Source organism: Collinsella aerofaciens, from assembly GCF_015557435.1.
In the GTDB taxonomy this organism is placed as follows: Bacteria; Actinomycetota; Coriobacteriia; order Coriobacteriales; family Coriobacteriaceae; genus Collinsella; species Collinsella aerofaciens_Z.
Genome location: NZ_JADNOH010000091.1, coordinates 14,264 through 40,278 on the forward strand (window position 1 = coordinate 14,264; position 26,015 = coordinate 40,278).

A 26,015-nucleotide genomic window follows, 5' to 3' on the forward strand; every position below is an offset into this window, starting at 1 on the left:
AAACGAGCCGCAGCGCTGCCTCTCTTTATGCAAACACTATCAAGTTGTCCCTATGGATTGCGGGCTTCTCGGCCAGGTCTGCGAGCAGGCGGTTGCTGGCAATCTGGTCCTGGCGGCGGCCGGCGGCAAGCTCCAGCACGTCCGAATCGGCCTCGGCGATACCGCGGGCGACAACCATGCCGCTCGGGTCGCACACGTCGAGCACATCGCCCTCGGCAAACTGGCCATCGACCTCGCGAATACCCACCGCGAGCAGCGACGATCCGCGGCTGACCAGCGCCTTCGCGGCGCCGTCATCGACCGTCACCGAGCCGTGCGCCTTGTCGCCCAGTGCAATCCACAACTTGCGCGGCGCAATGTCCAGGCGCTCCGCCGGCGGATCGAACAGCGTACCCACGCTCTCGCCGCGGGCCAGACGCACGAGCGCATCGGGCTCCTCGCCCGAGCAAATCACGCTTTGAATGCCCGCCGTCATGAGAATGCGGCTCGCGCGAATCTTGGTGATCATGCCGCCCGTACCCACCGATGTGGAAGAATCGCCCGCCGAGGCGATAATCTTGGCATCGATCTTATGCACGACCGGGATAAACTCGGCCGTCGGATCCTCATGCGGATTGGCGGTGTAGAGGCCATCGATGTCCGAGAGCGTCACGCACAGATCGGCGGAAACCAGACAGCTCACAAGCGCCGCCAGCGTGTCGTTGTCGCCAAACTTGATTTCGTCGACGGTAACGGTATCGTTCTCGTTGACAACAGGCACCACGCCGAGGTCCACCAGGCGAAGCAGGGCGTCGCGCGCGTGCAGGTAGGACGTGCGGCGCGCCGTGTCGTGACGCGTGAGCAGCACGAGCGAGGTGAGCAGGTCGCGCGCATGGAACTCCTCGTCGTAGGCCGACGAGATGATGCACTGACCGGCCGAGGCGCAGGCCTGCAGGCTCGGCAGGTCGCCGACCGGCTTACGGCCGAAGCCCAGCACGGGATAGCCGCAGGCAATGGCGCCCGAGCTCACCACGATCAGGCGCCAGCCAAGCTCGCGCAGCGCTGCGGCCTGGTCGGCAAGCCCGCCGATAAAGGCGCGGTTGACCTTGCCGTCGGCGCCCACCACCGTGGACGAACCGATCTTTACCACCATCGTTTTATAAGAAGTCGTCATACGTCAAACCAATCAACTGTTCAGCGAACGGCCGAGGCGGCGGCCAGGGAAGCGTGACTCGCCCCTACCGCCCAAGGAATTAGTGAGCCCAGGGAAAGGCAGAGGCCGCGGCCATGTTCTTACGCACGAGCTCGTCGCGCACCTGAGCCAGGCCCTGCTCCATACCCACCACATAGGTCTGCGGGTACAGGAAGCGCTTGAAAGCTGCGTCCAGATGGTCGAGCGCCCAAGCACAGCGCTCGCGCGCGTCCTGGATGCTCTCACGCGGAGCCACCGCACTGCCATCGCGCACGATCGGCACCAGCAGCTCGCGATACTCGAGTTCGGACACGTCGGTCACCAGGGCGGCATCGTTCACGGCCACAAGGGTATTGCCGCGCGCGGCGCCCTCCCCCGCCAGATGGTCCTCGTCGTAGATCATGTCGCAGACCGGGCCGCCAAAGCCGTCGTAATAACGGCGCACGCGTTGCACACCCGGGATCGTGCGTTTGTATGGCTGCTCAGAGAGCTTGACCACCGGCGTCCATGGATCTGCCTCGCTCGCACGGCGGGCGGAAAGCTTGTACACGCCGCCCAGCGCCGGCTGGTCATAGCAGGTCGCAAGCTTGGTACCCACGCCAAAGCTGTCGATGGGCGCGCCCTGGTCGAGCAGCGACTGAATCGTGTACTCATCCAAATCGTTAGAAACCGAGATCCCCACATAGGGCAGGCCCTCGGCATCAAAACGGCCGCGCACATACTTGGAGAGCTTGGCGAGGTCGCCGGAGTCGATGCGAATGGCCGACAGGCGCTCGCCCACCGCTTCCATCTCCTTGGCAACCGTAATGGCATGTTCACAGCCCTCGCGCACGTCATAGGTGTCGATGAGCAGCGTACAGTTCTTGGGGCTCGACTTGGCAAAGGCGCGGAAGGCCTCAAGCTCGGAATCGAAGCTCATCACCCAGCTGTGCGCATGCGTGCCAAAGACGGGAATACCGTAGCGGCGGCCGGCGAGCACATTGGACGTAGAGGAGCAGCCGGCAACGTAGCTCGCGCGCGCGACGGCCAAGCCGCCATCGGGACCCTGAGCGCGGCGCAGGCCAAACTCGGCAACGGGACGGCCGTCCGCCGCCAGCACCACGCGCGCCGTCTTGGTGGCGACAAGCGTCTGGAACCCAACGATGTTGAGCAGCGCCGTTTCGAGCAGCTGGCACTCCAGCGCGGGACCGGTGACGCGAACCATGGGTTCGCGCGGAAAGACGAGCTCGCCCTCGGGGACGGCGTCGATGTTTACATGTGCACGAAAATCGCGCAGGTAGTCGAGGAATGCAGGCTTGAACATCGCGCCGCCGGCCGGGGCCTGGAGTGAGGCGAGGTAGTCGATATCCTCGGGCGTAAAGCGCAGGTTCTCGACCAGCTCGGGCAGCTCGGCGGTGCCGCACATGACGGCATAGGCGCTGCCAAAGGGATGGTCGCGGTAAAACGCGGTAAAACAACCCTGCTCATTGGCCTTGCCGCTCTCCCACAGGCCCTGGGCCATAGTGAGCTCGTACAGATCGGTGAGCATTGCAATGTCGGTGGGATGAGAGATATCGGTCAAAGCCATGGGGCGACCTTTCGGATGCGTTGTGCAGAGGTTGAGGGTTGGCGAGGCGGGCGTGCGGGCATGGAGCCCAGCGCGAACAGGCTAGTGCAGACCCATGCTGGTCAGGATCGTGTAGCCCATAAAGATGACAAACGCGATGAGGGCAAGGACAATGATGATTTTTTGAGCCGGCGCCATGCCAGGGATCTCGTTCTCGCCCGTAGGCTCCTTGGAGGTAACCATGCGCTGGGCAAAGGTCATCTCGTCACGGCTCGGCTTGGGCTCGACGGGCTTGGAACGAGCGACCTTTTTAGGCTGAGGTTTAGGTGCGGTGGGCGCGGGCTTCGCGGCGGCGGGCTTGGGCGCGGGGACGACGTTCGCGGCGGCCTCCTCGGCCTTCGCACGCTCGGCACGCAGGGCGGCCAGCTCCTCACGCTCGCGGCGTGCCTCTTCCTGGGCCTCGCGACGAGCTTTCTCGGCGCGGAGCTCTTCCAACTCGGCGCGTTCCTCGGCAGACAGTGGTTGGGACTCAAGCTTGGCCATGGTACAGCCCTTTCTTTTAAAAAAAGCCGCCGACACAATGTCAGCGGCTTATCAAATCCAAGGGTGGAGACGAAGGGAGTCGAACCCTCGGCCTCTGCCATGCGACGGCAGCGCTCTCCCAACTGAGCTACGTCCCCAAGACAAGTTGATATTTTACCTACGGCTCGCCAACTGTCAACGCCCAATACCCAGTCTTTTTGGGACGCGGCTATTTTGACAACTTTTCGAGCAGGCGATCCTCTCGATGATTTTTTAATCCCCGTCCCAGAAAAATCATCGGCGAGCGCACTACTTTGCGCTGGTGAGGACGCCGGTGGTGTCGAACGCCGGGGTGAAGCTCTCGTCTACCGCTCCGCCTTCTTGCCAAAACATCGTCGTAAAGCCCAGGTCGTCGGCATGGTCGAGCACCTGCTCGTACTCCTCGCGCGTCACGGCGCGCGCCAGGTCGCCGCCTTGTTCGCGCATGAGGGCATTGGGCGTGTACTGGTTCATGACCGAGATCGGCACGTCGCCCACCGTCTGCCACACCAGGTCCAACACGCGGCACGAATCGTCCGCATGCCCCGGCAGCACCAGATGACGCACGATTATGCCGCGCTTCATGAGCCCGTCCTCGTCTACCAGCTCTCCCCCGCGGCGCTCAATTTCGCGCGCCATCTGGGCCAGACCCGACACAGCCACGCGCGGGTAGTCCTTAATATGAGAAAGCGACTGCGCAAGCCCGGCATCGGCATATTTAAAATCCGTAAGCCACACGTCGACCAGGTCGCCCAGCGCCGCCACGGCACTCGCGCGCTCGTAACCACTCGTGTTGTAGACGATCGGGATGACCAGTCCGCGCTCCCGAGCTGCGGCAATCGCGGCCGGCAGCAGGTGAGCATAATGCGTCGCCGTCACCAGATTGATGTTATTGGCACCTTGGTCCTGCAGCTCCAGCATAATCTCGACCAGGCGCTCGGGCGAAATCTCAAGCCCAAAATTGCCCGTCGAGATCTCGTGGTTCTGGCAATAGATACATTTGAGCGAGCAGCCGCTAAAGAAGATCGTGCCCGAACCGGCCTCGCCCGAGATAGGCGGCTCCTCCCACATATGAAGCGCCGCGCGGGCCACCTTGAGCGTGTCATCGGCACCGCATACGCCGTGCGCACCCTCGTCGCGCACCGCACCGCAACGGCGCGGACACAAATGGCAGGCGGGCGAAAAAAGTTCGGTCAACGGCGTCGGCATAAAAACATGCTCCAAAACAACGATTCAGCAGCTCAAACGTAAAGGGACCAACCGCACAGACGGCTCGAGCCCAAGGCGCCGTAATCGTCCGACACGATTTTTGTAATGTCAAGACTGGAATCGATAAAGTGCCGCTTTATGATGTAGGTATTCCGCCCCCCGCGGAGCAACTGGGTGAACCGTCGCGTTTATTTAGGGAGCCCACACAGTCGTACCTAGTACAGGTATCCTTCGTTGTTAAGGACGCTGGAACAGTCGATGAGGGCACCCACCTGTTTTAGGTGGGTTCATTTTCGTAACGTGGGGGGTGGTTTTTATTTGCCGAAAACCACCATTACAGCCCATATGGATCCCCGCCGGTATCCCGACAATCCATCGACAACATCCCAATATCTGGTAAGCGCGTGATTATCGCTGCGTGCAATTCCATGCACCCCCCTTGGTCGAGTATCATGGTTCGGCTATGCCCTTTGCGCTTAGCAACCTTTGACCTTTTCCTTCGACGCTTGGCGGTTTTTAGATTCATGGCTTCATCCCCGAGCTACATACCGTATCTATGCGTGGCAGCGGCGGCCTTTATCACGACCTTCCTCACGGTGCCCCTGGTCAAGCGCTTGGCAATTAAGCTCGACGCCGTCGACTATCCTTCTAAGCGCCGCATCAACACCAAGCCCATCCCGCGTTTGGGCGGAACGGCGGTGTTTTTGGGCCTGGTCGTTGCCTGCATTGTGCAAATCCTAGGCACCTGGCACCTAGGCTGGCCGCCCGTCCTGGTGCCGCACCCGCGCCTTCACATTAGCTATCCCATGCTGGCGCTCTCCTTTACCGTCATCTTTGCGACCGGCGCTATCGACGACGTCTTCCAGCTCAAGCCCAAGCAAAAGCTAGCCGGACAGGTCCTCGCTGCGCTTATCGCCTGTATCGGCGGCCTGCGGATCGGCGTCATCGTCAACCCGTTTGCCCCCGGCGAGATCATGCTCGGATGGCTCGCCTACCCCATCACCGTGATCTATCTGGTGGCATTCACCAACATCATTAACCTCATCGACGGCCTCGACGGCTTGGCCACGGGCATCTGCGGCATCGCGTCGTTCACCATGTTTTCGATGGCCGTTCTCTCGGGCCGCATCGACGCCGCCGCGCTCTCCATTGCGCTCTTTGGCGCTTGCCTGGCCTTTTTGCGCTACAACTTCAACCCCGCAAGCATCTTCTTGGGCGACTCGGGGTCGTTGCTTCTGGGCTTTGCACTGGGCTCCATCTCGCTGCTCAACGTGAGCCGCACCGCCGCGCTCACCTCGCTTATCATCCCGCTCATCGTTGCCGGCGTGCCCATCATCGACACGTTTAGCGCCATCGTGCGCCGCAAGCGCGCCCACATTAGCATCGGGCAGGCCGACAAGGGCCACATCCACCACCGCCTGATCCAAGAGGGCTACAACCAAAAGCAGGCAGTGCTCCTCATCTACGCCTGGTGCATCATGCTTTCGGCCGGCGCCGCCGCGATTAACCAGGTCGAGGTGCCCATGCGCGTGCTCATCTTTACCGTACTCGCCATTGGCTCGGCGGCCTTTGCCAAGCACCTGCACCTGTTTGAGCCCGTGCTGCGCCACCATTACAACAAGCGCACGCACGAGGACGAGCTCGTCACCCCCGACGATCCCGCCTTTAAGCAGGAGGAGCAGGCGGCAGAAGAACGCAGGGAGGAGCGCCACCACAGGCGCTAGGGTAAGCTGCCGAGGATGCGCCCAGGCGCCGCCGGCCAAACGCGCAGCCACGCCGCGCCCATCGCACATGCCGCCGCTCTCCCGCCCCTCGCGTACTTACGCCCCGACCCTCCAATAAACGCGTTATCATCTTGACCCATGAACATACGTTAGGAGCAATCATGCCAAACGAGAACAGCTACGAGGTCGCGCTGCAAAAGAGCAACGCCATTCGCGAGGGCCTGGCCAAGACGCCCGACAAGTTCACCATGCTCACCGGCGACCGCCCCACCGGCCGTCTGCATCTAGGTCACTACTTCGGCACCCTTAAGGGCCGTGTTGAGCTGCAGAACATGGGCGCCAAGACCAACGTGCTCATCGCCGACTACCAGGTCATCACTGACCGCGACACGACCGAGCACATCCAGGACAACGTGTACAACATGGTCATGGACTACCTTGCCTGCGGCATCGACCCCGACAAGACCATGATCTACGCGCACTCCGCCGTGCCCGCCGCCAACCAGCTCATGCTGCCGTTCCTGTCGCTGGTCTCCGAGGCCGAGCTGGCGCGCAACCCCACGGTCAAGGCCGAGATGGAGGCCTCGGGCCACGAGCTCACCGGCCTTCTGCTCACCTACCCTGTGCACCAGGCCTGCGACATCCTGTTCTGCAAGGGCAATGTGGTGCCCGTCGGTCGCGACCAGCTGCCGCACATCGAGCTCACCCGCACCATCGCCCGCCGCTTTAACAACCGCTACGGCAAAGTGTTCCCCGAGGTCGAAGCGCTGCTGTCCGAGACCCCGCTACTGCCGGGCCTGGACGGTCGCAAGATGAGCAAGAGCTACGGCAACGCCATCAACATCTCGATGACCGCGGAGGAGACGGCAAAGCGCATCAAGAAGAGCCAGACCGATTCTGAGCGCATGATCACGTTCGATCCCGAGAACCGCCCCGGCGTATCCGGTCTGCTTTCGACGGCCGCCATCTGCACCGGTCGTTCCGAGGTCGAGATTGCCGAGGAGATTGGCATGGGCGGCTCCGGCCAACTCAAGAAGTACGTGACCGAGGCCGTCAACGAGTACTTCGCGCCGATCCGCGAGCGTCGTCAGCGCTATGAGAACGATCTGGACTATGTGAAGGACGTCCTGCACGAGGGCAACCGTCGTGCCAACGAGATCGCCGAGCAGACCCTGGCCGAGGTTCAGGACGCCATGGGCATGGTGTACTAGCCGAGAACAATAAACAGCAGTCAAACAAAACCGCCGCGATGAGTACAATCCTCATTGCGGCGGTTTTGTTTTCTTCAGAGGTCGGTCGCCGAGGTATTCAGCCGCTCGGCAGAACCCCTAAGTCGCAAGCACCCTAAGACTATATTCTGTTAAGCAATGACGCCCTATTGTTTTAACATGCGGCAGCGTTTTACAGCAGAGCCGACCGACTGGAAGGAGCCCCATGAGCTCAGTTGCGTTTTGTACATGCAACGACCGGAAATGCCCGTTTAACCCTGTCAACCACGACAAGGGCTGCACGCCTTGTATCGCCAAGAATCTGCACGAGCACGAGATTCCAACGTGCCTGTTCAACGCGATTTCCCCCGATCGGCTTGAGGCCGATAAAGACGAGTGGTCGTGGCAAGCGTTCGCGCGGCATGTAGAGGCGTATCTGGGAAGCAACAGCCCAAGAATCCCCGCGGGCGAAGAGACGCCGCAGGGGCTTACAAAGATCGGTTGCTGCAAGCGGGACTAACAATCAAAGTTTGTGCCGCCCTAAGGCCAAACGTCGGCACCTCATTTTGGGATAACGGACCTGATGTTTTGTCCCATGATTACGGGAAAGCGCCCGCCGGCCATGGCAGCCGACGGGCGCTTTCCCGAAGTACACCGTTGAATCGCACAGAGGGGAGGAATGCGAATCAAACTCAACAGGGCAGGCTTTTTCATCGCCTATTGCCTGCTCCGTTGCTGAAACCAATATAGTTCGCCGTGGTTTACTTTGTAGCGACAATAAACGCCGCCACACCTTCTCCATAAGTTAGCTCAGGTAAACTAAAACCACCACAAAGGGGACAGGAGCCTTTGTGGTGGTTTTGACACGAACGAGTCGCTACAGCCCGGCAGGCCAACGACAGGCACCCAGATCGACGTGCCTGGGATCGGCAAACGTCACGCCCTTCCCTAGCAAAAGCTCACGTTGAGCATCGGGGCCGCCAAACGCAAAGCCCTCGCAAATGCGGCCATCGGCAAACACCACACGATGGCAGGGAATCTGACCAGGGCGCGGATTGCTATGCAGGGCATACCCCACGTACCGCGCACTCCGCGGACGACCGGCGAGCAGCGCCACCTGACCGTAGGTGGCGACCATCCCCTCGGGAATCTGCTCGACCACCTCGTACACCCGCTCAAAAAAGCCCTCAGACGCCATTGCTCGCTCCCTTCCACCCGGAATAGCCTAAACCACCACAAAGGTGCCTGTCCCCTTTGTGGTGGTTTATAGCAAGTCGGTTAGTTGACGGGCTGGAAGAAGGCTACGGCTACGGCGCCGGGACCTACGTGGGTGCCGATGGTGGCGCCAATGGTGTGGACAGGCAGTTCGTCCTCGGTGTGGCCAGCCCACAGTGCCGCGCTGTCCTCGATATACTTCTTGAGCACCGCATCCGAAAGGCCCGTATAGCCGAGCGCCAGCGGCATGGAAAAGTCGATGCCGCCCGCCTTTTCGACCTTCTGGTTGAGCAGGTTACGTCCGTTCTTGGAACCGCGCGCCTTGCCCAGCTGCACGATCAGACCGTCCTCGGCAGCCACCACGGGCTTTACGTTGAGCAGCGTACCCACGGCACCGGCCGCAGCAGACAGGCGACCGCCGCGCACCAGGTACTCCAACGTCTCGAGCAGGCCGATGACGACCACGCGGTCGCGCACGGCCTCGACAGCCGCCGCAACCTGAGCCGCGCCCTGGCCCTCGTCCACCAGGCGCAGCGCATACTCGACCAGCACGCGCTCGCCCAAGGTCACGTTATTGCTGTCCACGACGAACATGTCGCCGCCCGGCGCCTCGGCAAGTGCCGTACGAGCACTCTGGTTGGTGCCCGAGAGCTTGGCACCCACGGTAATAATCACGGCCTCATCGCCGGCCTCACGCGCTTCGGCAATCGCCTGCGAAAAGGCGTACGGGTTGACCTGACCGGTCTTGGGCAGTTCATCGCGCTCCACAAGCATCTCGTAAAAGCGCTGGTGATCGATGTCGACGCCATCCATATACACATCGGTGCCAAAGGTGACGGACAGCGGCAGAACACGCAGAGCGGGGTGCTCCGCCGGCGACATATCGCTTGCGGAATCGGTAATAATGCGGACGGACATAACGAATCCTTTCTTGCGCAGGTCCCGCGCGGGGAATTTTGACAGCAATGCCCCGGCACAGCATACGCGCTCAAACGGGACTATGCAGTTTTTAATGGGAAGCAAATGCCTTGGCGGCCTTAGATCTCACGCAGGGTGTTGAGAATCGTACGCAGCGACGCATACATCTGCTCGCGCTGCTCCACACCCATAGCCTTACCGGTGGTGTCGAGCACCTCGCGAATGATGCGGTCCGCCTCGCTCATGCTCTCGCCGCCCAGAGCGGTCAGGCGCACCGGGGCACGATACTTAACGGCCGCATCACCCGAGTCGTCGACCTCGACGTAGCCGCCCTCCTCCAGATGCGCGAGCGTGCGCGAGACGGCGGCACGGGTCACGCCTGCCATGCGAGCCAGGTCAGCGCCAGTCAGGCCGTCCTTGCTGCGCTCAAGATAGTACAGGCACATAACGTCGGAGCCCTTGAGGCCCAGCCTTGCGCCCTCGGATGTCTTAATGCGCTGGATCTCCTTGTAGAGCCCGCTGATCAGTCCGACAAAGTCCTCGAAACGTGTCTCGTCGTTCTGCTGCATGGGAGACGACCGCCTTTCGCTTGCATGATGCTAACGGGTAAACATCTTAGCCGCACAAGGCAACACCCATACCCAAATATCCCATTTGTTAACCCATCAACATAAAAACCACCACAAAGGGGACAGGCGCCTTTGTGGTGGTTTGGGGCATCGAGTTTGATCCGCAGGCGTCGTTACAGTTCCACGCAGGGATTGTCGCGGGTCACAAGCGTCTTAACGACAACCGTCGCTCCCAGATAGCGCTCGAGCAACTCGGCGAGACGATCAACGGTAGCCTGGCAATCCCCCATCCGCTCGGGCTCCACGCACTCAATCGCCAGGAATGCATCGGCCGAATCGTCGGACAGCGCCGTGCGAACGCCATCGCGCCAGTTCCAGCAGCGGCATACGGCGCCCGCATCATCGATGTAGGCGAGTTCGCCGGGCAGCGTCGGGTCATCCGTTTCCTCGCCAAGTGGCAGGAACGCATCGCCGCCGTCAGTCACCTTCAAGCAAAGATCCCCCTCAATCGCATGCAGGTCCTCGCCGCCAACGGGCAGCGCGTAGGTCAGCGACACCGTGTTGTAGATGTCCACCGCGGGCGTAATGTGGCCCACCGGTTTGCCCTTGAGCACGCGCTTGAGCAGGTTCTCAATTGAGCAACGCGCGCCCTTTTTGGTCTTGAACAGCCGATAAGCCTCACGCCATGCCTTAACCGGCGCATTCTCGCTGATGGTATCACTCGTCAGGTGACGCTCCGCATCGATATTGGCGCGGTCGAGCAACGCGGCAATCGCATCAACGTCCTCTTGAGGAATCTGAGCCGCGGGCTTCATGCCCTTTACGACCACAACACCGACAGCCGCCTGCGGAAATAGCTCCCAAAACGAATCCTCGGCAATAAAGCTCTTCATGCGCTCTCCCTTCATAGCATGCGCCCGAGCCCGGGTGCCTAAACAAAAAGCACCCTTACGACGGCCACCTTCAAAGTCCTACGGTGCCGCCACAAGAGCGCTTACGCTGCCCCCATCCGGAGAAGGGAGCGATATGTCAGGCGTATTGTAACCCGAGTCATCCGCGCGAGTAAAACCACCACAAAGGTGTCCCCTTTATGGTGGTTTTGGGTCTGAAGCAACGTTAGTGTCGGAGTCCCAGCAGGCCGCGGCCGCGATGACGGGCGTCGGCGTGCGCCTGAGCGTGCGGACCGGCGGCCTTGACGGACTCGGGCAGGTGCGAGTACTTCTTCTCGAAGTTCTCCTCGAACATCACCGCCAGATTGTGCGCGGCCTCGTCATAGCGCGCGGTGCTCTGCCAGTACTGGCGCGGCACCAGGATGCCGTCAGGCACACCGTGGCACGTCGTGGGAATGTCGACGTTAAAGATATCGTCGTGGACGAACTCGCTGTCCTCGATGGTGCCGTCGAGGGCGCGCGCGACCAGGGCGCGCGTGTAGGCCAGCTCAATGCGATGGCCAACGCCGTAGCCGCCGCCGATCCAGCCGGTGTTGACAAGGTACACACGCGTGCGGCCGTCGGCGATGCGCTCACCGAGCATCTTAGCGTAGACCATGGGGTCGAGCGGCATAAACGGCTCGCCGAACAGCGAAGAGAACGTGGGCGTGGGCTCGGTGACGCCGACCTCGGTGCCGGGGATCTTGGCCGTAAAGCCCGTCACAAAGTGATACATGGCAGCGTCGGCCGTCAGGCGCGAGATGGGCGGCAGCACGCCAAAGGCATCGCAGGTCAGGAAGAGCACGACGCTTGGAGTGGTGCCCATGCCCTTGGTCCACGCGTTGGGAATGTGCTCCACAGGGTATGCCACGCGCGTGTTGTGCGTGATCGAGATGTCGTCGTAGTTGGGCTTGCGGTTCTCGTCGAGCACCACGTTTTCGCAGATCGCGCCAAAGCGGACAGCGTTGAAGATCTCGGGCTCGTGGAACGCGTCCAGGCCCTCGCATTTGGCGTAGCAGCCACCTTCGATGTTGAAGATGCCCATGTCGGACCAACCGTGCTCGTCGTCGCCGATCAGTAGGCGCGTGGGGTTGGCCGAAAGCGTGGTCTTGCCCGTGCCCGAAAGGCCAAAGAACACGGCGGTCTCGTGCGTGACGGGATCCATGCTGGCCGAGCAGTGCATGGGTAGCACGTCGTCCTCGACGGGCAGCAGGTAATTCATGACGCTGAAGATGGACTTTTTGATTTCGCCGGAGTAACCGGTGCCGGCAACCAAAATCACGCGCTCCTGGAAGTTGATGACCACGGCGGCGCTGGAGTTGAGGCCCTTAATGGCGGGATCGCACTGGTAGCCGGGAGCGGCGAGCACGCAGAAGTCCGGCTCGCCGGTGCGTGCGATTTCACGGGCAAGCGGGCGGGCGAGCATCTGCTTAATAAAGAGCGCTTGGCTGGCACGCTCGCAGGCGACAAGCAGGCGACGCGTATGGTTGCGATCGGCACCGGCCATACCGCGAGTGACGAACACATCGCGCTCGTTGAGGTAGTTGACGATACCGGCCTTGATGGCCTCGTAGCTCTCGGCAGAAAGCGGGCGGTTGACGGCGCCCCAGGCGATCTTGTCGTGCACGTCGGGCGTGTCGACGATAAAGCGGTCGTTGGGCGAACGGCCGGTACGCTCCCCCGTCTCGATCACCAGCGCGCCGTTGGATGCCATGCGGCCTTCTTCGCGGCGGATAGCGTGCTCGACGAGCTCCGCGGCGGGTAGATCGACCAGCAGACGGGGTTGATTCTCGGCGGGATCTTCGACCAGCGCAATACCAAAGTTGGACAGAACTTCTGCAGGGGTAACACCAGGCATGGGGCCTCCTTTAAAAGCGCGACACGTGGACGCGGCGCGCACTTTACTCACGTAAAGCCCGTTGTACCCGATATGCAAAAACGTTTTTGCGGCAACGGCGAAGCGCCCGCCCAACGGTCAAAAATCGCAGGCAAGCGGCCTAGTCGTTAGGGACACTCTTGAACAGGCAACAACCAAGGAGCGACCCCGGATGCCGGCACTTAGGGACGTTCCCAAAGTGCCGGCACATAAGGAACGTCCCCAAATGCCGTCTACTGAATGGCGCCGCCGAAATTATCGAACAACCTGTTCAAAAACACGAACGAACACCGTCGCGTCTATACTAGAGCGTAGCAATAGAAAGGACTCCGCTTTGAGCATCACGCCCATCGATAGCATTCGCCGCGCCATCGCCCGCCGCAATGGCGTCGCCGACCCCACCGTATCGGACGGGGCGCACGGGCAGGGCGGACGCATCGAGAACGGCCTGTTCCCCGCATCGCACACCGCCGAGGAGCTCGCACGAATCCAAGAGCTAAGCCAGCGTAACGCCGGCGGTCCCGACAGCAGCCAGGCCACACGCCGTCGCCGCGAGCGCGATCGCCAGCCCGGCCCCATCCACCGCATGGTCAATGCCTGGTGGAACCGCCTGCTCGGAGCCGTCTACGGCGGCGGCTTCTCCACGCAAGAAGCCGAGTACGAAGATCACGCCACCCGTCGCGACTACCTTTGGAATACCCTGGGCACCGCCGTGTGGGGCATGGTGTTTCCGTTGCTCACCATCGTGTCCACACAGCTCGTGGGCGCCGAGGAGGCTGGCAAATTCTCCATCGCCTTTGTCACCGGCACGCTCATCATGATCGCGTGCAACTACGGCGTGCGCAATTTCCAGGTCTCGGACATCGACGAAAAGACGTCCTTTGCCTCTTACCAGCTCAACCGCTGGATCTGCGGAGCGCTCGCGCTGGCATGCGGCCTGGTATACAGCAGCGCCCGCGGCTACGATGCGCAGATGGCCACAATCGGCCTGGGCGTCTACCTGTATAAGGTGATCGACGGCATTGCCGACGTGTACGAGGGCCGCCTGCAGCAGGCCGACAAACTCTACCTGGCCGGCATGAGCCAAACGCTACGATCCGTCGGCGTCATCGCGGTCTTTAGCGTGGCACTGTTCCTCACGCGCAGCATGCCCATCGCCGCCATGGCCATGGGCATCGCCGCGATTGCCTCGCTCGTGCTGGTCACCGCCCCGCTCGCCCTGCTCGAAACCGAAAAATCACGCCGTATGAGTCTGCGCGAGGCTGGTCACCTGTTTATCCAGTGCGCCCCGCTCTTTGGTGCGCTGTTCCTGTTCAACCTCATCGAGAGCATGCCCAAGTTCGTGATGGAAGGCACACTGGCCTACAAATACCAGCTGTACTTTAATGCACTGTTCTTTCCAGCGCAGGCTATTTTGTTGAGCATTGGATTTATCTATAAACCGCAGCTCCTACGTCTGTCGAGCATTTGGGCGAATCCGCGCAAGCGTCGCCGCTTTGACTTGATTATTGTTGCCGTTATGGCACTGATCGTGGTCATTACCGGAGCGTGCGCCGCATTTATGGCAGGCCCCGGCATCCCCATCATGAGCTTTATGTACGGCCTCAACTTTGAGCGCTACCGCACGCTGGCACTGCTAATGGTTGTCGCCGGCGGCGTCACCGCGGCAATCGACTTTATCTACGCCATCATCACGGTGTTGCGCCACGCCGGCGATGTCACCAAGATCTACCTGATCTGCTTCGCCGTAAGCGTGGTGCTGCCGGTGATCCTGATTAAGCTGCTGGGTCTGATGGGCGCCGTGGTGAGCTACCTAGCCATCATGGCCCTACTCCTGGTGCTGCTGATAATCGAGTACGCCCACATCCGCCAGCGCATCGAGCGCGACCGCAACCCCTACGGCGCCTAATTAGCTGCCCCGGTCACCGGAATTTGCGATGGAATCGCCCCGGCTGGGGTCTCGTTGAAGACAATATGCATCACGTAAAACTAAGTGAGTAGATTTTTACCGAATCCCTGACCACACCGACAGAGCACAAGTCTGTGACCTGCGGTTTTATTGAGGCAAATATGTTGGGTGCTCGGCATTTCCAAAAAAGTCTACTCACTTAGCCAGCGGGCAGCCAAATGATTATTTAATCCCCATCCCAGAGAAATCAATTAGCGGGCAGAAGGGCAAGAGTAGTCAAAAAAGCCCCGTCCCAAATTAGCTACCACTTGCACCGATTATTCGCCCGGGTTGATGTTCGCGTAGAACTCCGCCCCATCATCGAGCCGCAGGATGCCCACGCGACCGAACTCGGAGCCGGTGGCGGCGGCGCAGTCGATGTCGATGCGATCGGGCACGCCGGCGGTATCCTCGCCACCCAGGCGCACAATCTGCCCGCGGCCCGACTCCTCATCGAGCCCCGCCAGGCCGCCAACCTCGCAATAGCGCCCAAGCGACACCGTGGGCGTGTGGCCGCTCACCACGACCGGGCCCTCGCCCTCGGCAGAAAGCAGTCCCGTCGGCGCATCCCAATAGCCGTGACGAATCCACAGCAGGTCATCGGACGACTGCACGGCGAGCATTTGCCGCAGCAGCTCGCTATCGGCATCGACCGCTCCCCTGCCGTCACCGCAATCGACACCATGCTCAAGCAAAAACGCGCGCGCCGCCTCGGTCTGGATGCCGGCATGCACCAGCAGGTACGGGCGCTCCTCGGTCTCGGCCACCGCGTAGAGCGGCAGCGCAGCCATCCATCGCACGAGCTCCTCGTATGCCTCAAATTCCATGTCGTTGAGCTGCTCGCGCGTCGTCCAGCCACCGTTGATATCCCAGGTCTCGGCATCGAGCGGATCCTGGCCAATGATGGCATCGAGCATGATCTGCTCGTGATTGCCCTTGAGCACGCGGGCGTTGGGCAGCGAGCGCACGAGCTTAATAACGCCGACCGGATCGGGCCCGCGATCGATCATGTCGCCCAGCACGTACAGCGTGTCGTCGGACGCCAGCGAAATCTTAGACAGGGCCTCGTCAAGCGCACGCACGTGCCCGTGAGCATCAGATGTCACATAGATCGCCATGGTACGCCTCTCTTTGCATTGCAGCGGAAGCCCAGCGCCGCAACTAAAACTTCAAGTTGAACTTAAACGTTACCCATTGTACTCCGTTGCAATAAAGCTGGAAAGGGTTTCCGAGCAGAGGCAAAGACGGCAGCCGTCTATGACGATATCGCGCACGCCCGCAATCCAACCCCATAAACCCACCATCTTTGGGTACAAATAACCGCAGACAACTGACCGTGCCACGCCAGCCACCCAGGAGCGGACACCATCCATGAACCAGATCCTTCTCTTTATCGGCCTCGTTATTATTCTGTGCCTGACCATCAAGCCCGTCGGCAAAAAACTCCCCTTCCCCACCCTGCTCATCTTTATCGCGCTCGGCATGCTGTTGGGCGTCAACGGGCCGGCGCACATCGATTTTAGCGACTACGCGCTCACCGAAACCGTCTGCAGCACGGCGCTGCTGTTCATCATGTTCTACGGCGGCTTTAACACCAATATCGACCGTGCCAAACCCGTTACCGTGCCCGCGGTACTGCTGAGCACGCTCGGCGTCGTCATCACTGCCGGCATTACGGGTGCGTTTGCGCACTTCGTGCTGGGTTTTGACTGGATTGGTGGCCTGCTGCTGGGATCGGTCGTGGCATCCACCGACGCGGCCAGTGTCTTTAGCGTGCTGCGCGAGCACAACCTGTCGCTGAGAGGCGGCACCGACTCGCTGCTCGAGGTCGAATCGGGCTCCAACGACCCCGTCGCCTACATGCTCACCGCCGTGCTCGCCACACTCGCGGCCGGCGGCGACATTAACATCCCCGTGCTGCTGGCCAAGCAGATCATCCTAGGCGTGGGGCTGGGCCTTGCCATCGGCTGGACATCCAGCCGTCTGATTGAGCGCGCACACGCAACGGCCGAAGGCGCGCAGACCATCTTCTTGTTCGCCGTGGCCATCGTCGCCTACGCGCTGCCGAGCTACCTGGGCGGCAATGGCTTTTTGGCCGTATACCTGGCCGGCATTGTGCTGGGCGCAAGCGACATCACCGGTAAGGTCGAGATGGCGCACTTTTTTGACACCCTCACCGAGATGGCCGAGATGACCATCTTCTTTTTGCTGGGCCTGCTCGTCACGCCCGCGCGCCTGCCGCAGATGCTGCTGCCGGGCCTGGCGCTCATGGCGTTTATGCTCTTTGCGAGCCGCCCCATCGCCGTCGGTCTGCTGCTGGTGCCCTTTAAGACGAACCCTCGCCAGGTTGCACTCGTAAGCTGGGCGGGCTTGCGCGGCGCGGCTTCGGTCGTCTTTAGCCTCTTTGCCGTGGTAGCCGGCGTTCCCGGCGGTCACGACCTGTTTGACCTGGTGTTTGTGATTGCCGTATCGAGCATTGTGGTGCAGGGTTCGCTACTGCCGGCGGTGGCGAAGAAACTCGATATGATCGATGCGGCCGGCGACGTACGCCGCACCTTTAACGACTACCGCGACGAGGACGGCATGTCGTTTGTAAAGCTCAAGGTGGGCGCTGGACATCCGTTTGCCGGACGCTCGCTCGCCGATATTGGCAGCGCGACGGACATGCTCGTGGTCTTGGTGCTGCGCGACGGGGCGCACCCGGTACTGCCCAACGGCGATACCGTCATCGAGGAAGGCGACCTTCTGGTGATGGCAGCCCCAACGTTCGAAGAGCGTGCCGAGGTTACGCTGCGCGAGGTCACCGTGACGCCCCACGGTCGCCTGGCCGGTCAGCGCCTGCGCGATGTGCCGCAAGGCAAGCATCCGTTTATTGTAGTGATGCTCAAGCGCGACGGCCAAACGATCATTCCCGATGGCAACACCCTCATATACGCCGGCGACGAAGCCGTCATCGCCACGCTGGCGTCGTAGTGACCAGGGGTTAGCTAATTTGCGACGAAGAAATCAAGCGCCTAGAGAACTTCATGCCTTCGCTCGCAGATTTGGATTTGCCCGAGGAGTAAAGCACCCCTCCCCCATGTAACCATCCTGTAAATCATAGCGGCGCACTCGGGTTTTGCTGTGATTCGGTCGCGCCTGACGCTCCACTGTGCTAAAGTATCCCGAACGTTCAAACGACTACGAGGGGAACTAGAAGATGGCACGTGTGCACAACTTCTCAGCAGGCCCGGCCGCACTGCCCACCAGCGTGCTCGCCGAGATCGCCGACGAGATGATGGACTACCGCGGTTGCGGCATGTCCGTGCTCGAGATGAGCCATCGATCTAGCATGTACCAGCAGATCATCGACGACGCCGAGGCAACCCTACGCCGCCTGCTGAGCATCCCCGACAATTACCGTGTCCTGTTTTTGCAGGGCGGCGCCACGCTGCAGTTTGCGGGCATCCCCATGAACCTCATGCGCCGCGGGCGCGCCGGCTACATCGTGACCGGCAACTTTGCCAACAAGGCGTACAAGGAGGCCGCCAAGTACGGCGAGGCCGTGCTGCTCGCGAGCTCCGAAGACACCAACTTCGACCGCATCCCCGACATGGCCGACATCAACGCGCGTATTGCCGCCGAGGCTGCGGGCGACGGGCTCGACTACGTCTACATCTGCCAGAACAACACCATCTTTGGCACCATGTACCGCGAGCTGCCTAACTGCGGCGATGTGCCGCTGGTCGCCGATGTTTCGAGCTGCTTTTTGTCGCAGCCACTCGACGTCGAGCGCTACGGACTCATCTACGCCGGCGCTCAGAAAAACGCCGGCGCCGCTGGCGTGACCGTGGTCATCGTGCGCGACGACCTGATCGCCGACGGCCCGGCCTTTGCGCAGACGCCGCAGTACATGAACCTTAAGACCCAGGCCGCCAAGGGCTCCATGCTCAACACGCCCAACACCTTTGGCATCTACGTGTGCGGCAAGGTGTTCCGTTGGGTTGAGCAGACCGGCGGACTTGCCGCCATGGCCGAGCGCAACTGGGCCAAGGCCAACCTGCTCTACGACCTGCTCGAGCACAGCGAGCTGTTCCATGGCACCGCGCAGGCCAACAGCCGCTCCATCGCCAACGTCACGTTCCGTACCGGCGACGCCGAACTCGACGCGGCCTTTGTTGCGGGCGCGGCAGAGCACCAGATCCAAAACGTCAAGGGCCATCGCCTCGTCGGCGGAATGCGCGCCAGCGTGTACAACGCCGTCACCATGGAGGACGTGCAGGCGCTGGCCACGTACGTGAAGGACTTCGAAGCGCAGCATAGTTTGAGCCCGCGATCTAACTAGCCCGCAACACGCGGGCCGACCAGCCACTTCAAACCACTTGTTATAAACAAATCCGCTAAGGAGTTTTTCATGCGCAAGATTAAAACCATCGACGACATTACCAAGGACGGCAAAGTCGAATTTGGCGAGGGCTACGAGTTTGTGGGCACCGCCGAGGAGGCCGACGCCATTCTGATGCGCTCCACCGACCTGCACGGCTACGAGCTGCCCGAGGGCATCCGCGCCATCGCCCGCTGCGGCGCCGGCGTCAACAACATCCCCGTCGAGGAGTACGCCAAGAAGGGCGTCGTCGTCTTTAACTCCCCCGGCGCCAACAGCAACGCCGTCAAGGAGCTCGTCCTGGGCATGTTGGTGCTCTCGAGCCGCGGCGTGGTGCAATCGATGAACTGGGTGCGTGACAACGCCGACGACCCCGAGATTCAGGTCGATGCCGAAAAGGCCAAGAAGGCCTTTGTGGGCCGCGAGCTCAAGGGCAAGCGCATCGGCGTCATCGGCCTGGGCAACGTGGGCTCCAAGGTCGCCAACGCCTGTGTCGATCTGGGCATGGACGTCTACGGCTACGACCCGTTCATTTCCGTCGAGCACGCATGGGTGCTGAGTCGCGAGGTGCAGCGCGTGGGCACGCTCGAGGACCTCTGCCGCGGCTGCGACTACCTCACCGTGCACGTGCCCAGCAAGGCCGATACCATCGGCATGATCAGCACCGAGCAGATCGACCTGCTGGCGCCCGACGCCGTGCTCATCAACTACGCGCGCGAAACCATCATTGACGAGGACGCCGTCGACGCTGCCCTGCGCGAGGGCAAGCTCAGCTGGTTTAGCTGCGACTTTGCCACGCCCAAGACCGTCAAGATGCCCAACACGTTTATCACCACGCATTCGGGCGCCGGCACCGGCGAGGCCGAGGCCAACTGCGCCGACATGGCCATCAGCGAGCTCAAGGATTACCTGGAAAACGGCAACATCGCGCACAGCGTCAACTACCCCGCCTGCAGCATGGGCAAGGCGCGCGCCGCAAGCCGCATTGCCTGCCTGCATGCCAACGTGCCCAACATGATCGGCCAGATCACGGCCATTCTCGCCAAGGACAACGCCAACGTGCAGCGCATGACCAACGAGTCCGCTGGCGAGAACGCCTACACCATGTTCGACACCGATGAGCACCTGGACGGCAGCACGATCGAGGCGCTCAAGCAGATTCCGTCGATGTATCGCGTGCGCGTGATTAAATAGCGCCGGTGCCAAGCCTGCCAGACAGACCACGAAGCCCATTCGCCCCCCCGTTTTCACGAAACGGGGGGCGATTTTGTTGCTCCGGACGACTTTAAAATGATACCCAGAACAAGTTTTTTCAGATAATCGATAGTGAGGCTCCAGTCGCTAAGCACACCCGCTTTGATAAACAGCTTTATCAGGGACTTTAGTAGGTAAAAATCGGTCTCTATGTGCCGAATGTAAGTTGACTGTCCATTTTCCGAAACAACTTATTCTAGGTAGCATTTTTAAGGCCCTTCCAAGGCAAAATATAAGTATTTTGCGACCAAAACTCTAGTCCGCGCGACCATTTTCCGCCCGCGCGGCTACATTCCCGCCCAATCGATAAAAATCTCCTCACGAAGCCGCCGTTCGAGCTCCTGCTGCCGCGGCGTCTTGTCTTTCAGCGGCACATCGAGATAGGACATGATGAGCTCCATCACCACGCGGAAGGCATCGGAATCGGCCAGCTGACCATAGGTCATCAGAACGACGGGATATCCCATGGCTTGCAAGGCCGTCGTTCGATCGGAGTCCGAGATCTTGGATTCAATGGATCCGTGAATGGCTTTACCTTGGCATTCAACCAGACACTCTCTGCTGCCGTCCTTATTTGCCAGCAGGATATCGGCATAGCGCCTATCAAGCCCCGAAATCAGGCGGGCACTGCGCGTCAAGCGAATCTCGACGTTATTGGTAAGGCGCAGCCCTTCGCCGCCGCGCAACCTCGTAAGGCCAAACAGCATCGAAGCCTGGACCTCGAGCGGCGATGCCGCCACCCCCGTAATGCATTTCGCGGCACGCGTGAACGATTTAGCGCCGCGGAGCCCCGGGATCTTATCGACGTACTCGGTAAGTTCAGAGAGCTCAATCAAGGGAGGTCGTTTCCACAAGTCTGTTGGATTCCCCGAGGTATCCTTTACGTTTTCCCAGCCCGACCGTGCGTCACCCCACCGGCCCCCGTATGCCTGCTCAAGTGCCGACTTTACCTGAGGCGCAATCTTGCACACGGCAAAGGTGCCGCACATCTCATACATGCACATGATCAGACGCTCGTTTGAGACCGAGGAAGCCAGGGTCAGCAGGGTAAAGAGCGGGGACGCGACATCGAGGCCAAACTCTGTCTGTCGCATGGAATCAAACGGCCTCTCCCCGTTCCAAACATGCCTGACAATGCGATCGCCCTTACGTCCGCAGCTGCCCTGCGCCAACACGTGTAACGGGGTGCCCAGGAAATGCGTGACGAGCGGATGCTCACATAGGTGCTCCCTGCGCGGATCGTCCGCAGAATCGGGCAGGTCCGGCATTATTGCCAAGACCTGTGGAGGTATCCGGTGATACCGAAAGGCAGATATGTCGCACAGCATGTCGTCCATGAAGGGTACGTACCCGCTGCGTCGCTTGTGAACCCGCTCGGACGGCAAACGCGCTGGCTCGGCCTGCGAACGGTAAATACTGCCACGCCCACGTCGCGGATCTCTCAGGAGGCTTACAATCGGTTTGGAAAGCAAACTGATTGTGAGGTTGCATATGGTTGATGAGGATTTTGCCTGGCGGCTTGCGCAGGAGCTTGTGCGGATCGACAGCTCAGACCCGGGCGCGTATGAGGACGAGATTGAGCGCTTCATTAAGAGGCTCATTGAGCAGCAGCTGGCACAACTTGATAGTTCTGCGCTCGATGCCGTGCAGATTGAGGAGCTCGAAGTGCTGCCCGGGCGCCGCAACCTTAAAGTCACCGTGCCGGGCCAAAGCGACGAGCCGCGACTCGTCTATATCTGCCACATGGATACCGTCACCTTGGGCGATGGCTGGGACGCAGACATCGCACCGCTTGGGGCGGTTGTGCGCGACGATAAACTCTATGGCCGCGGTGCCTGCGATATGAAGGGTGGCCTGGCCTGCGCCATTGCCGCACTGGTCCATACGCTCGAGCGCGTGGCGGCGGATGGCGCGCTGCCACGCCGCGGCTTTTCGCTCATCTGCTCGGTCGACGAGGAAGACTTTATGCGCGGCTCCGAGGCGGCCATCAATGCCGGCTGGGTCGGCTCGCGCGAATGGGTGCTGGACACCGAGCCCACCGACGGGCAGATCCAGGTGGCGCACAAGGGGCGTACGTGGTTCGAGATTGAAATGGCTGGCGTGACGGCGCATGCGAGCCAGCCTTGGAAGGGCGCGGATGCCGTCGCCGCCATGGCCGAGGTCGTGTGTTCGCTTCGTCGCGCGTTTGCGGCGCTGCCCGCGCACGATGAGCTGGGGCCTTCGACCATCACGTTTGGCCAAATCGAGGGCGGATATCGCCCCTACGTCGTACCCGACCGCGCCAAAGTTTGGGTCGACATGCGCCTGACCCCGCCGACCGATACGGCCGCCGCAATCAATATGGTCGAGCATGTCATCGCCGTCGCCGAAGCCACCGTTCCCGGTTGCCATGGCAGCTACACCGTGACGGGCGACCGCCCCGCCATCGAGCGCAACCCGAACTCTCCCCTTCTAGCAGCGCTCAAGCGTGCCGCCGATGACGTAACGGACGCGGACACGACCGTCGGCTTCTTTACCGGCTACACCGATACCGCCGTCATTGCCGGCAAGACAGGCAACCGCAATTGTATGAGCTACGGCCCCGGCTCGTTGGCGCTCGCGCACAAGCCCAACGAGTATGTGCCCCATGCCGATATCGTTCGCTGCCAAAACGTGCTCATCGCGCTTGCCGATAACACGCTCTGGGACGCAAGCGGCCAAGTTGGGGCATAATAAGCCGCGAACAAACCGACTCGCGCGTTAGGACCGTCCATGAAAGCTCTTCCGTTTCCCTGCATCCGCCCGGCTCAGGACCGCGTGCTCGAGGCGCTGCCTGCGATGGACAGCATCCTGAGTGACAGCGGAGCCCTGCGCGGCGCGATTACCGATGGGCTTATGCTCAAAGATCCGGGCGCGGCGTATTACGTGTACGAATGCTCCGGAGAGCCGGGACGCGTGACGGGTGTCGTGGCGATTTGCCCGGTTAACGTGCTGACGGGCGGCGACGAGGCTGCCGCCGAGAGCATCGACGCACTCGCCACCGCGCGCGCGATCGCCGAGCTCAAGGTGCAGCCGCGCCCCGTGTCGCTCGCCTACGAGGCGTCGCCCGTCATGGATATCATTTTGAGCGCTGCCAAAGAGGGCGCATCGCTCTACGCCGTCACCGATCCCGCGGGCGTCACACATCGCGTGTGGGAGGTCAAGCGCGAGGACGCCGTTGCCGCCATCCGTGCCATGCTCGATCAGGCGCCCGACCCGGTGTTCGCCGGTGACTCCGCCTATGTCGCCGCGCTGGCTGGGGCATCGCAGATTCTGGCCGACGAGGCCCGCACTGCCGACGCCTACTCTGGCAAAGAGCCGTTCAACTTTGCTGTAGCCGTGCTGTTCCCCGCCGCGCAGGTCAGCGGCAGCGCGCCGCAGGTTCCGACGGGTCTGCTCACTCACCAGGTCTCACGGTTCTAGCGAACTCAAACGCTAAGCTGGAAAACCCAGCATCCAAACAAACAAGGGGCGGAGATGCAGCAAACGCATGCACCTCCGCCCTTTTCGCATCAAACAATTACGCCGGTAAACCGGGCCGCAACGTCAGCGTTATCCACGCTGCGGACCTGCCGCCGCCACGAGCGGCTCTAGCCCCAGCTCGCGCGCGTAGTCTTCCTGCGTAAAGACTTCGACCAGTTCAAACGTATCGGCCGCATCGTCAAACGCAAAATGCAGCACTGAGCAGTTGCCCGGCACGCGTTCGCGCTCGTCGGCCGCCGCGCCCCGCACGTGGTCCAAAAACTCCTTGATAGCTGAGCCATGACTTACCGCGAGCACGCACGTATGGTCCGGACGCTGCATAAGATCGGTCAGCGTCGCCACCATGCGCGTGCGCACCTGGATCTGGCCCTCGCCGCCAAACTGCCGATAGAAGTCGCGCCACGGGCGCTCGGGCATAAGCATCACGCGCTCGGCCTCAAAGTCGCCAAAGAACCACTCACGCAGGCCGTCCAGGCGCTCGTACGCCAAGCCTGGCCACAAGTTGGCGATAGTCTGCTCGGTGCGATGAAGCGTAGAGGTGTAGGCATGATCGGGCTCAATGCCGCGCGCACGTAAAAACATGCCGGCGCGCGCCGCCTGGTCGCAACCCAACTGCGTAAGCGGCGAGTCACTCCACCCCTGAATGATACGCTTAAGGTTGAATATCGTCTGTCCATGACGGACCAGATACAGATCTTTATTCATAGGGGTCCTTTCGTTCGTTACCAACCCAAGAGCGAAAACGCCCCGTCGCAATAGCCAAAATGAAGCACGGCACCGTTGTCGGGTAGCTCTCCCCCGCCAGTCACATACTCAAGAAACTCCTGGCAGGCTGAGCCGTGGGAAACCGCCAGCACGCAGTCGTGCTGCGGCCTGGCCATGATGCGGGACAGCGCCGCGACCATGCGCGACTGAAGCCGCACTTCCGACTCGCCGCCAAAGGCCACCGGATAATCGCCCCAGGGCTGCGGCGGCATCTCGCGATTTGATGTGCCCTCCAGCGAGCCAAAATGCCACTCACGCAGGTCATCGACCAGCTCAATGGAACGGCCCTCGCCAACGATAAGCTCGGCCGTATGCCGCGCCCGGCCCAACGGCGAGGAATACACATGATCAAAGGCCACGCCACGCGCCGCAAACGCCGTACGCGCCGTCAGCGCCTGCTCGCGCCCGCGCGCCGTAAGCGGCGAATCGTGCCAGCCCTGCAAAATGCTCTGCACATTGAGCTCAGTCTGCCCATGCCGCACCAAATACAGATCTGCCACACACCCTCCCCTCGTACCACCACAAAGGGGACAGGAGCCTTTGTGGTCATTTTGCCGCCGGATTGCACCGCAACGACGCACAACTACAGCAGCACGTCGGCGAGCGAACGCTTGGGTACGTGGTGCACCTGCGCCTCGTCGCGCCAATAATTGATGGAGCCGTCGGGGTTGGAATCGATCGCATCGATCACCTGTGTCTCGGCCGGAACGCCAAACGCCATGATCAGCTTGAGCTCATATTTGTCGTTATCGAGCCCCATGGCATCGATCGCGCGGGGCGTAAAGGCCTTGAACATGCAGGCTGCCACCTCGGGCGAGGCGCTGCGGGCGGCGAGCATCATCGTCTGCGCGGCAATGCCCGTGTCGACCTCGGTAATGGGAGCGGCGGGCTTGCCCGGAACGGCGCGCTCGGCCAGAATCGCGATGTAGCCGGTCGGGCGCTCACCCTCATCGGGGCCCGGCCAATCCTTGAGCGCACCGGCCCATGCAAGCTCGTCAAATACACGCGCGCAGTCCTCTGCACCGCTTACCACATGAAAACGCAGACGCTGAGCATTGGCGCCACAGGGAGCCAGGTGCGCCAGTTCCGCCAGCTCGAGCAAAAACTCGCGCGGCACGCGCATGGACTCGTCAAAGCGGCGGCACGTGCGAGCGCGGCGAACCAACGCATCGAACGCATCCAGGCCGAGCTTTTCGCAACCTTGCTTTGCCATCGATTCGACACTCGACGGTGCCTCGGGAACTGCTTCGTTCATAGG

23 protein-coding genes and 1 tRNA gene are annotated in these 26,015 nt (G+C 61.4%); 9 read left to right on the forward strand and 15 right to left on the reverse strand.

Going from position 1 to position 26,015, the window contains the following annotated elements; translation table 11 throughout:
* Positions 1–25 precede the first annotated feature (25 nt).
* From proB to I2G43_RS08985, 5 genes are all read right to left on the reverse strand, one after another.
* Positions 26–1,153 carry a glutamate 5-kinase gene (gene proB / locus I2G43_RS08965; RefSeq protein ID WP_195535889.1) on the reverse strand — a complete coding sequence of 376 codons (1,128 nt, stop codon included), beginning with the start codon at positions 1,151–1,153 and terminating at the stop codon, positions 26–28.
* 79 nt (positions 1,154–1,232) lie between these two features.
* A complete protein-coding gene (locus tag I2G43_RS08970) occupies positions 1,233–2,738 on the reverse strand; it encodes a nicotinate phosphoribosyltransferase (protein WP_195535890.1) in 1,506 nt (501 codons plus the stop codon).
* Positions 2,739–2,819: 81 nt separating this feature from the next.
* Positions 2,820–3,260 (reverse strand): hypothetical protein, encoded by a 441-nt coding sequence (locus tag I2G43_RS08975; RefSeq protein ID WP_195535891.1) that lies wholly within the window; start codon positions 3,258–3,260, stop codon positions 2,820–2,822.
* Positions 3,261–3,324: 64 nt separating this feature from the next.
* A tRNA-Ala gene (locus I2G43_RS08980) sits at positions 3,325–3,397 on the reverse strand.
* Between the two features lie 151 nt (positions 3,398–3,548).
* On the reverse strand, positions 3,549–4,487 hold the full coding sequence (locus tag I2G43_RS08985; RefSeq protein ID WP_195535892.1) for a radical SAM protein: 939 nt from the start codon (positions 4,485–4,487) through the stop codon (positions 3,549–3,551).
* Positions 4,488–5,011: 524 nt separating this feature from the next.
* Here I2G43_RS08985 and I2G43_RS08990 point away from each other — a divergent pair.
* The 3 genes from I2G43_RS08990 to I2G43_RS09000 all read left to right on the forward strand — a co-directional run bounded on the left by I2G43_RS08990 (position 5,012) and on the right by I2G43_RS09000 (position 7,939).
* A complete protein-coding gene (locus I2G43_RS08990; protein WP_117786720.1) occupies positions 5,012–6,211 on the forward strand; it encodes an MraY family glycosyltransferase in 1,200 nt (399 codons plus the stop codon).
* A 161-nt stretch (positions 6,212–6,372) separates the two neighbouring features.
* A complete protein-coding gene (trpS, locus tag I2G43_RS08995; protein ID WP_195535893.1) occupies positions 6,373–7,422 on the forward strand; it encodes a tryptophan--tRNA ligase in 1,050 nt (349 codons plus the stop codon).
* Between the two features lie 223 nt (positions 7,423–7,645).
* Positions 7,646–7,939, forward strand: a complete 294-nt coding sequence (locus I2G43_RS09000) for a DUF6485 family protein (protein WP_195535894.1) — start codon at positions 7,646–7,648, stop codon at positions 7,937–7,939.
* 357 nt (positions 7,940–8,296) lie between these two features.
* Here the strand turns inward: I2G43_RS09000 and I2G43_RS09005 are convergent, their stop codons facing one another.
* The 5 genes from I2G43_RS09005 to pckA all read right to left on the reverse strand — a co-directional run bounded on the left by I2G43_RS09005 (position 8,297) and on the right by pckA (position 12,908).
* Positions 8,297–8,617, reverse strand: a complete 321-nt coding sequence (locus I2G43_RS09005; protein ID WP_195535895.1) for an MGMT family protein — start codon at positions 8,615–8,617, stop codon at positions 8,297–8,299.
* A gap of 80 nt (positions 8,618–8,697) precedes the next feature.
* Entirely contained in the window at positions 8,698–9,552 is an 855-nt protein-coding gene (locus tag I2G43_RS09010; RefSeq protein WP_195535896.1) for a DegV family protein, read from the reverse strand.
* A gap of 119 nt (positions 9,553–9,671) precedes the next feature.
* Positions 9,672–10,121, reverse strand: a complete 450-nt coding sequence (locus I2G43_RS09015) for a MarR family winged helix-turn-helix transcriptional regulator (RefSeq protein WP_022093866.1) — start codon at positions 10,119–10,121, stop codon at positions 9,672–9,674.
* A gap of 173 nt (positions 10,122–10,294) precedes the next feature.
* Entirely contained in the window at positions 10,295–11,014 is a 720-nt protein-coding gene (locus I2G43_RS09020; RefSeq protein WP_195535897.1) for a B3/4 domain-containing protein, read from the reverse strand.
* 223 nt (positions 11,015–11,237) lie between these two features.
* Complete coding sequence (gene pckA, locus I2G43_RS09025) at positions 11,238–12,908, reverse strand: phosphoenolpyruvate carboxykinase (ATP) (protein ID WP_195535898.1); 1,671 nt, start codon at positions 12,906–12,908, stop codon at positions 11,238–11,240.
* 352 nt (positions 12,909–13,260) lie between these two features.
* Here pckA and I2G43_RS09030 point away from each other — a divergent pair, with 352 nt between their 5' ends.
* The gene (locus tag I2G43_RS09030; RefSeq protein ID WP_229071747.1) at positions 13,261–14,835 is read left to right on the forward strand and encodes a lipopolysaccharide biosynthesis protein; all 1,575 of its coding nucleotides are present in this window, start codon (positions 13,261–13,263) and stop codon (positions 14,833–14,835) included.
* Positions 14,836–15,152: 317 nt separating this feature from the next.
* On the opposite strand, the gene I2G43_RS09035 is transcribed toward I2G43_RS09030, so the two are convergent.
* Positions 15,153–15,992, reverse strand: coding sequence for a metallophosphoesterase family protein (locus tag I2G43_RS09035; RefSeq protein ID WP_195535899.1), 840 nt, complete (start codon positions 15,990–15,992; stop codon positions 15,153–15,155).
* 253 nt (positions 15,993–16,245) lie between these two features.
* On the opposite strand from I2G43_RS09035, the gene I2G43_RS09040 reads away from it, so the two are divergent.
* The 3 genes from I2G43_RS09040 (at position 16,246) to I2G43_RS09050 (ending at position 20,431) form a co-directional block, all read left to right on the forward strand.
* Entirely contained in the window at positions 16,246–17,847 is a 1,602-nt protein-coding gene (locus I2G43_RS09040) for a potassium/proton antiporter (RefSeq protein ID WP_195535900.1), read from the forward strand.
* 226 nt (positions 17,848–18,073) lie between these two features.
* Positions 18,074–19,198 carry a 3-phosphoserine/phosphohydroxythreonine transaminase gene (gene serC / locus I2G43_RS09045; protein WP_117772992.1) on the forward strand — a complete coding sequence of 375 codons (1,125 nt, stop codon included), beginning with the start codon at positions 18,074–18,076 and terminating at the stop codon, positions 19,196–19,198.
* A 69-nt stretch (positions 19,199–19,267) separates the two neighbouring features.
* Positions 19,268–20,431: a phosphoglycerate dehydrogenase gene (locus tag I2G43_RS09050; RefSeq protein WP_195535901.1), complete on the forward strand. Its 1,164-nt coding sequence runs from the start codon at positions 19,268–19,270 to the stop codon at positions 20,429–20,431.
* Between the two features lie 347 nt (positions 20,432–20,778).
* Here the strand turns inward: I2G43_RS09050 and I2G43_RS09055 are convergent, their stop codons facing one another.
* The gene (locus I2G43_RS09055) at positions 20,779–21,585 is read right to left on the reverse strand and encodes a hypothetical protein (RefSeq protein ID WP_195535902.1); all 807 of its coding nucleotides are present in this window, start codon (positions 21,583–21,585) and stop codon (positions 20,779–20,781) included.
* 397 nt (positions 21,586–21,982) lie between these two features.
* Between I2G43_RS09055 and I2G43_RS09060 the strand changes: the two genes are divergently transcribed.
* Together I2G43_RS09060 and I2G43_RS09065 are read left to right on the forward strand one after the other, a co-directional pair.
* On the forward strand, positions 21,983–23,203 hold the full coding sequence (locus tag I2G43_RS09060) for a M20 family metallopeptidase (RefSeq protein ID WP_195535903.1): 1,221 nt from the start codon (positions 21,983–21,985) through the stop codon (positions 23,201–23,203).
* 39 nt (positions 23,204–23,242) lie between these two features.
* Positions 23,243–23,932 carry a DUF1015 family protein gene (locus tag I2G43_RS09065; RefSeq protein ID WP_195535904.1) on the forward strand — a complete coding sequence of 230 codons (690 nt, stop codon included), beginning with the start codon at positions 23,243–23,245 and terminating at the stop codon, positions 23,930–23,932.
* Positions 23,933–24,061: 129 nt separating this feature from the next.
* On the opposite strand, the gene I2G43_RS09070 is transcribed toward I2G43_RS09065, so the two are convergent.
* The 3 genes from I2G43_RS09070 to I2G43_RS09080 form a co-directional block, all read right to left on the reverse strand.
* Entirely contained in the window at positions 24,062–24,697 is a 636-nt protein-coding gene (locus I2G43_RS09070; protein ID WP_117563979.1) for a histidine phosphatase family protein, read from the reverse strand.
* 17 nt (positions 24,698–24,714) lie between these two features.
* Positions 24,715–25,257, reverse strand: coding sequence for a histidine phosphatase family protein (locus tag I2G43_RS09075; protein WP_195535905.1), 543 nt, complete (start codon positions 25,255–25,257; stop codon positions 24,715–24,717).
* A gap of 83 nt (positions 25,258–25,340) precedes the next feature.
* Complete coding sequence (locus I2G43_RS09080; RefSeq protein ID WP_195535906.1) at positions 25,341–26,012, reverse strand: nitroreductase family protein; 672 nt, start codon at positions 26,010–26,012, stop codon at positions 25,341–25,343.
* Between the last annotated feature and the right edge of the window lie 3 nt (positions 26,013–26,015).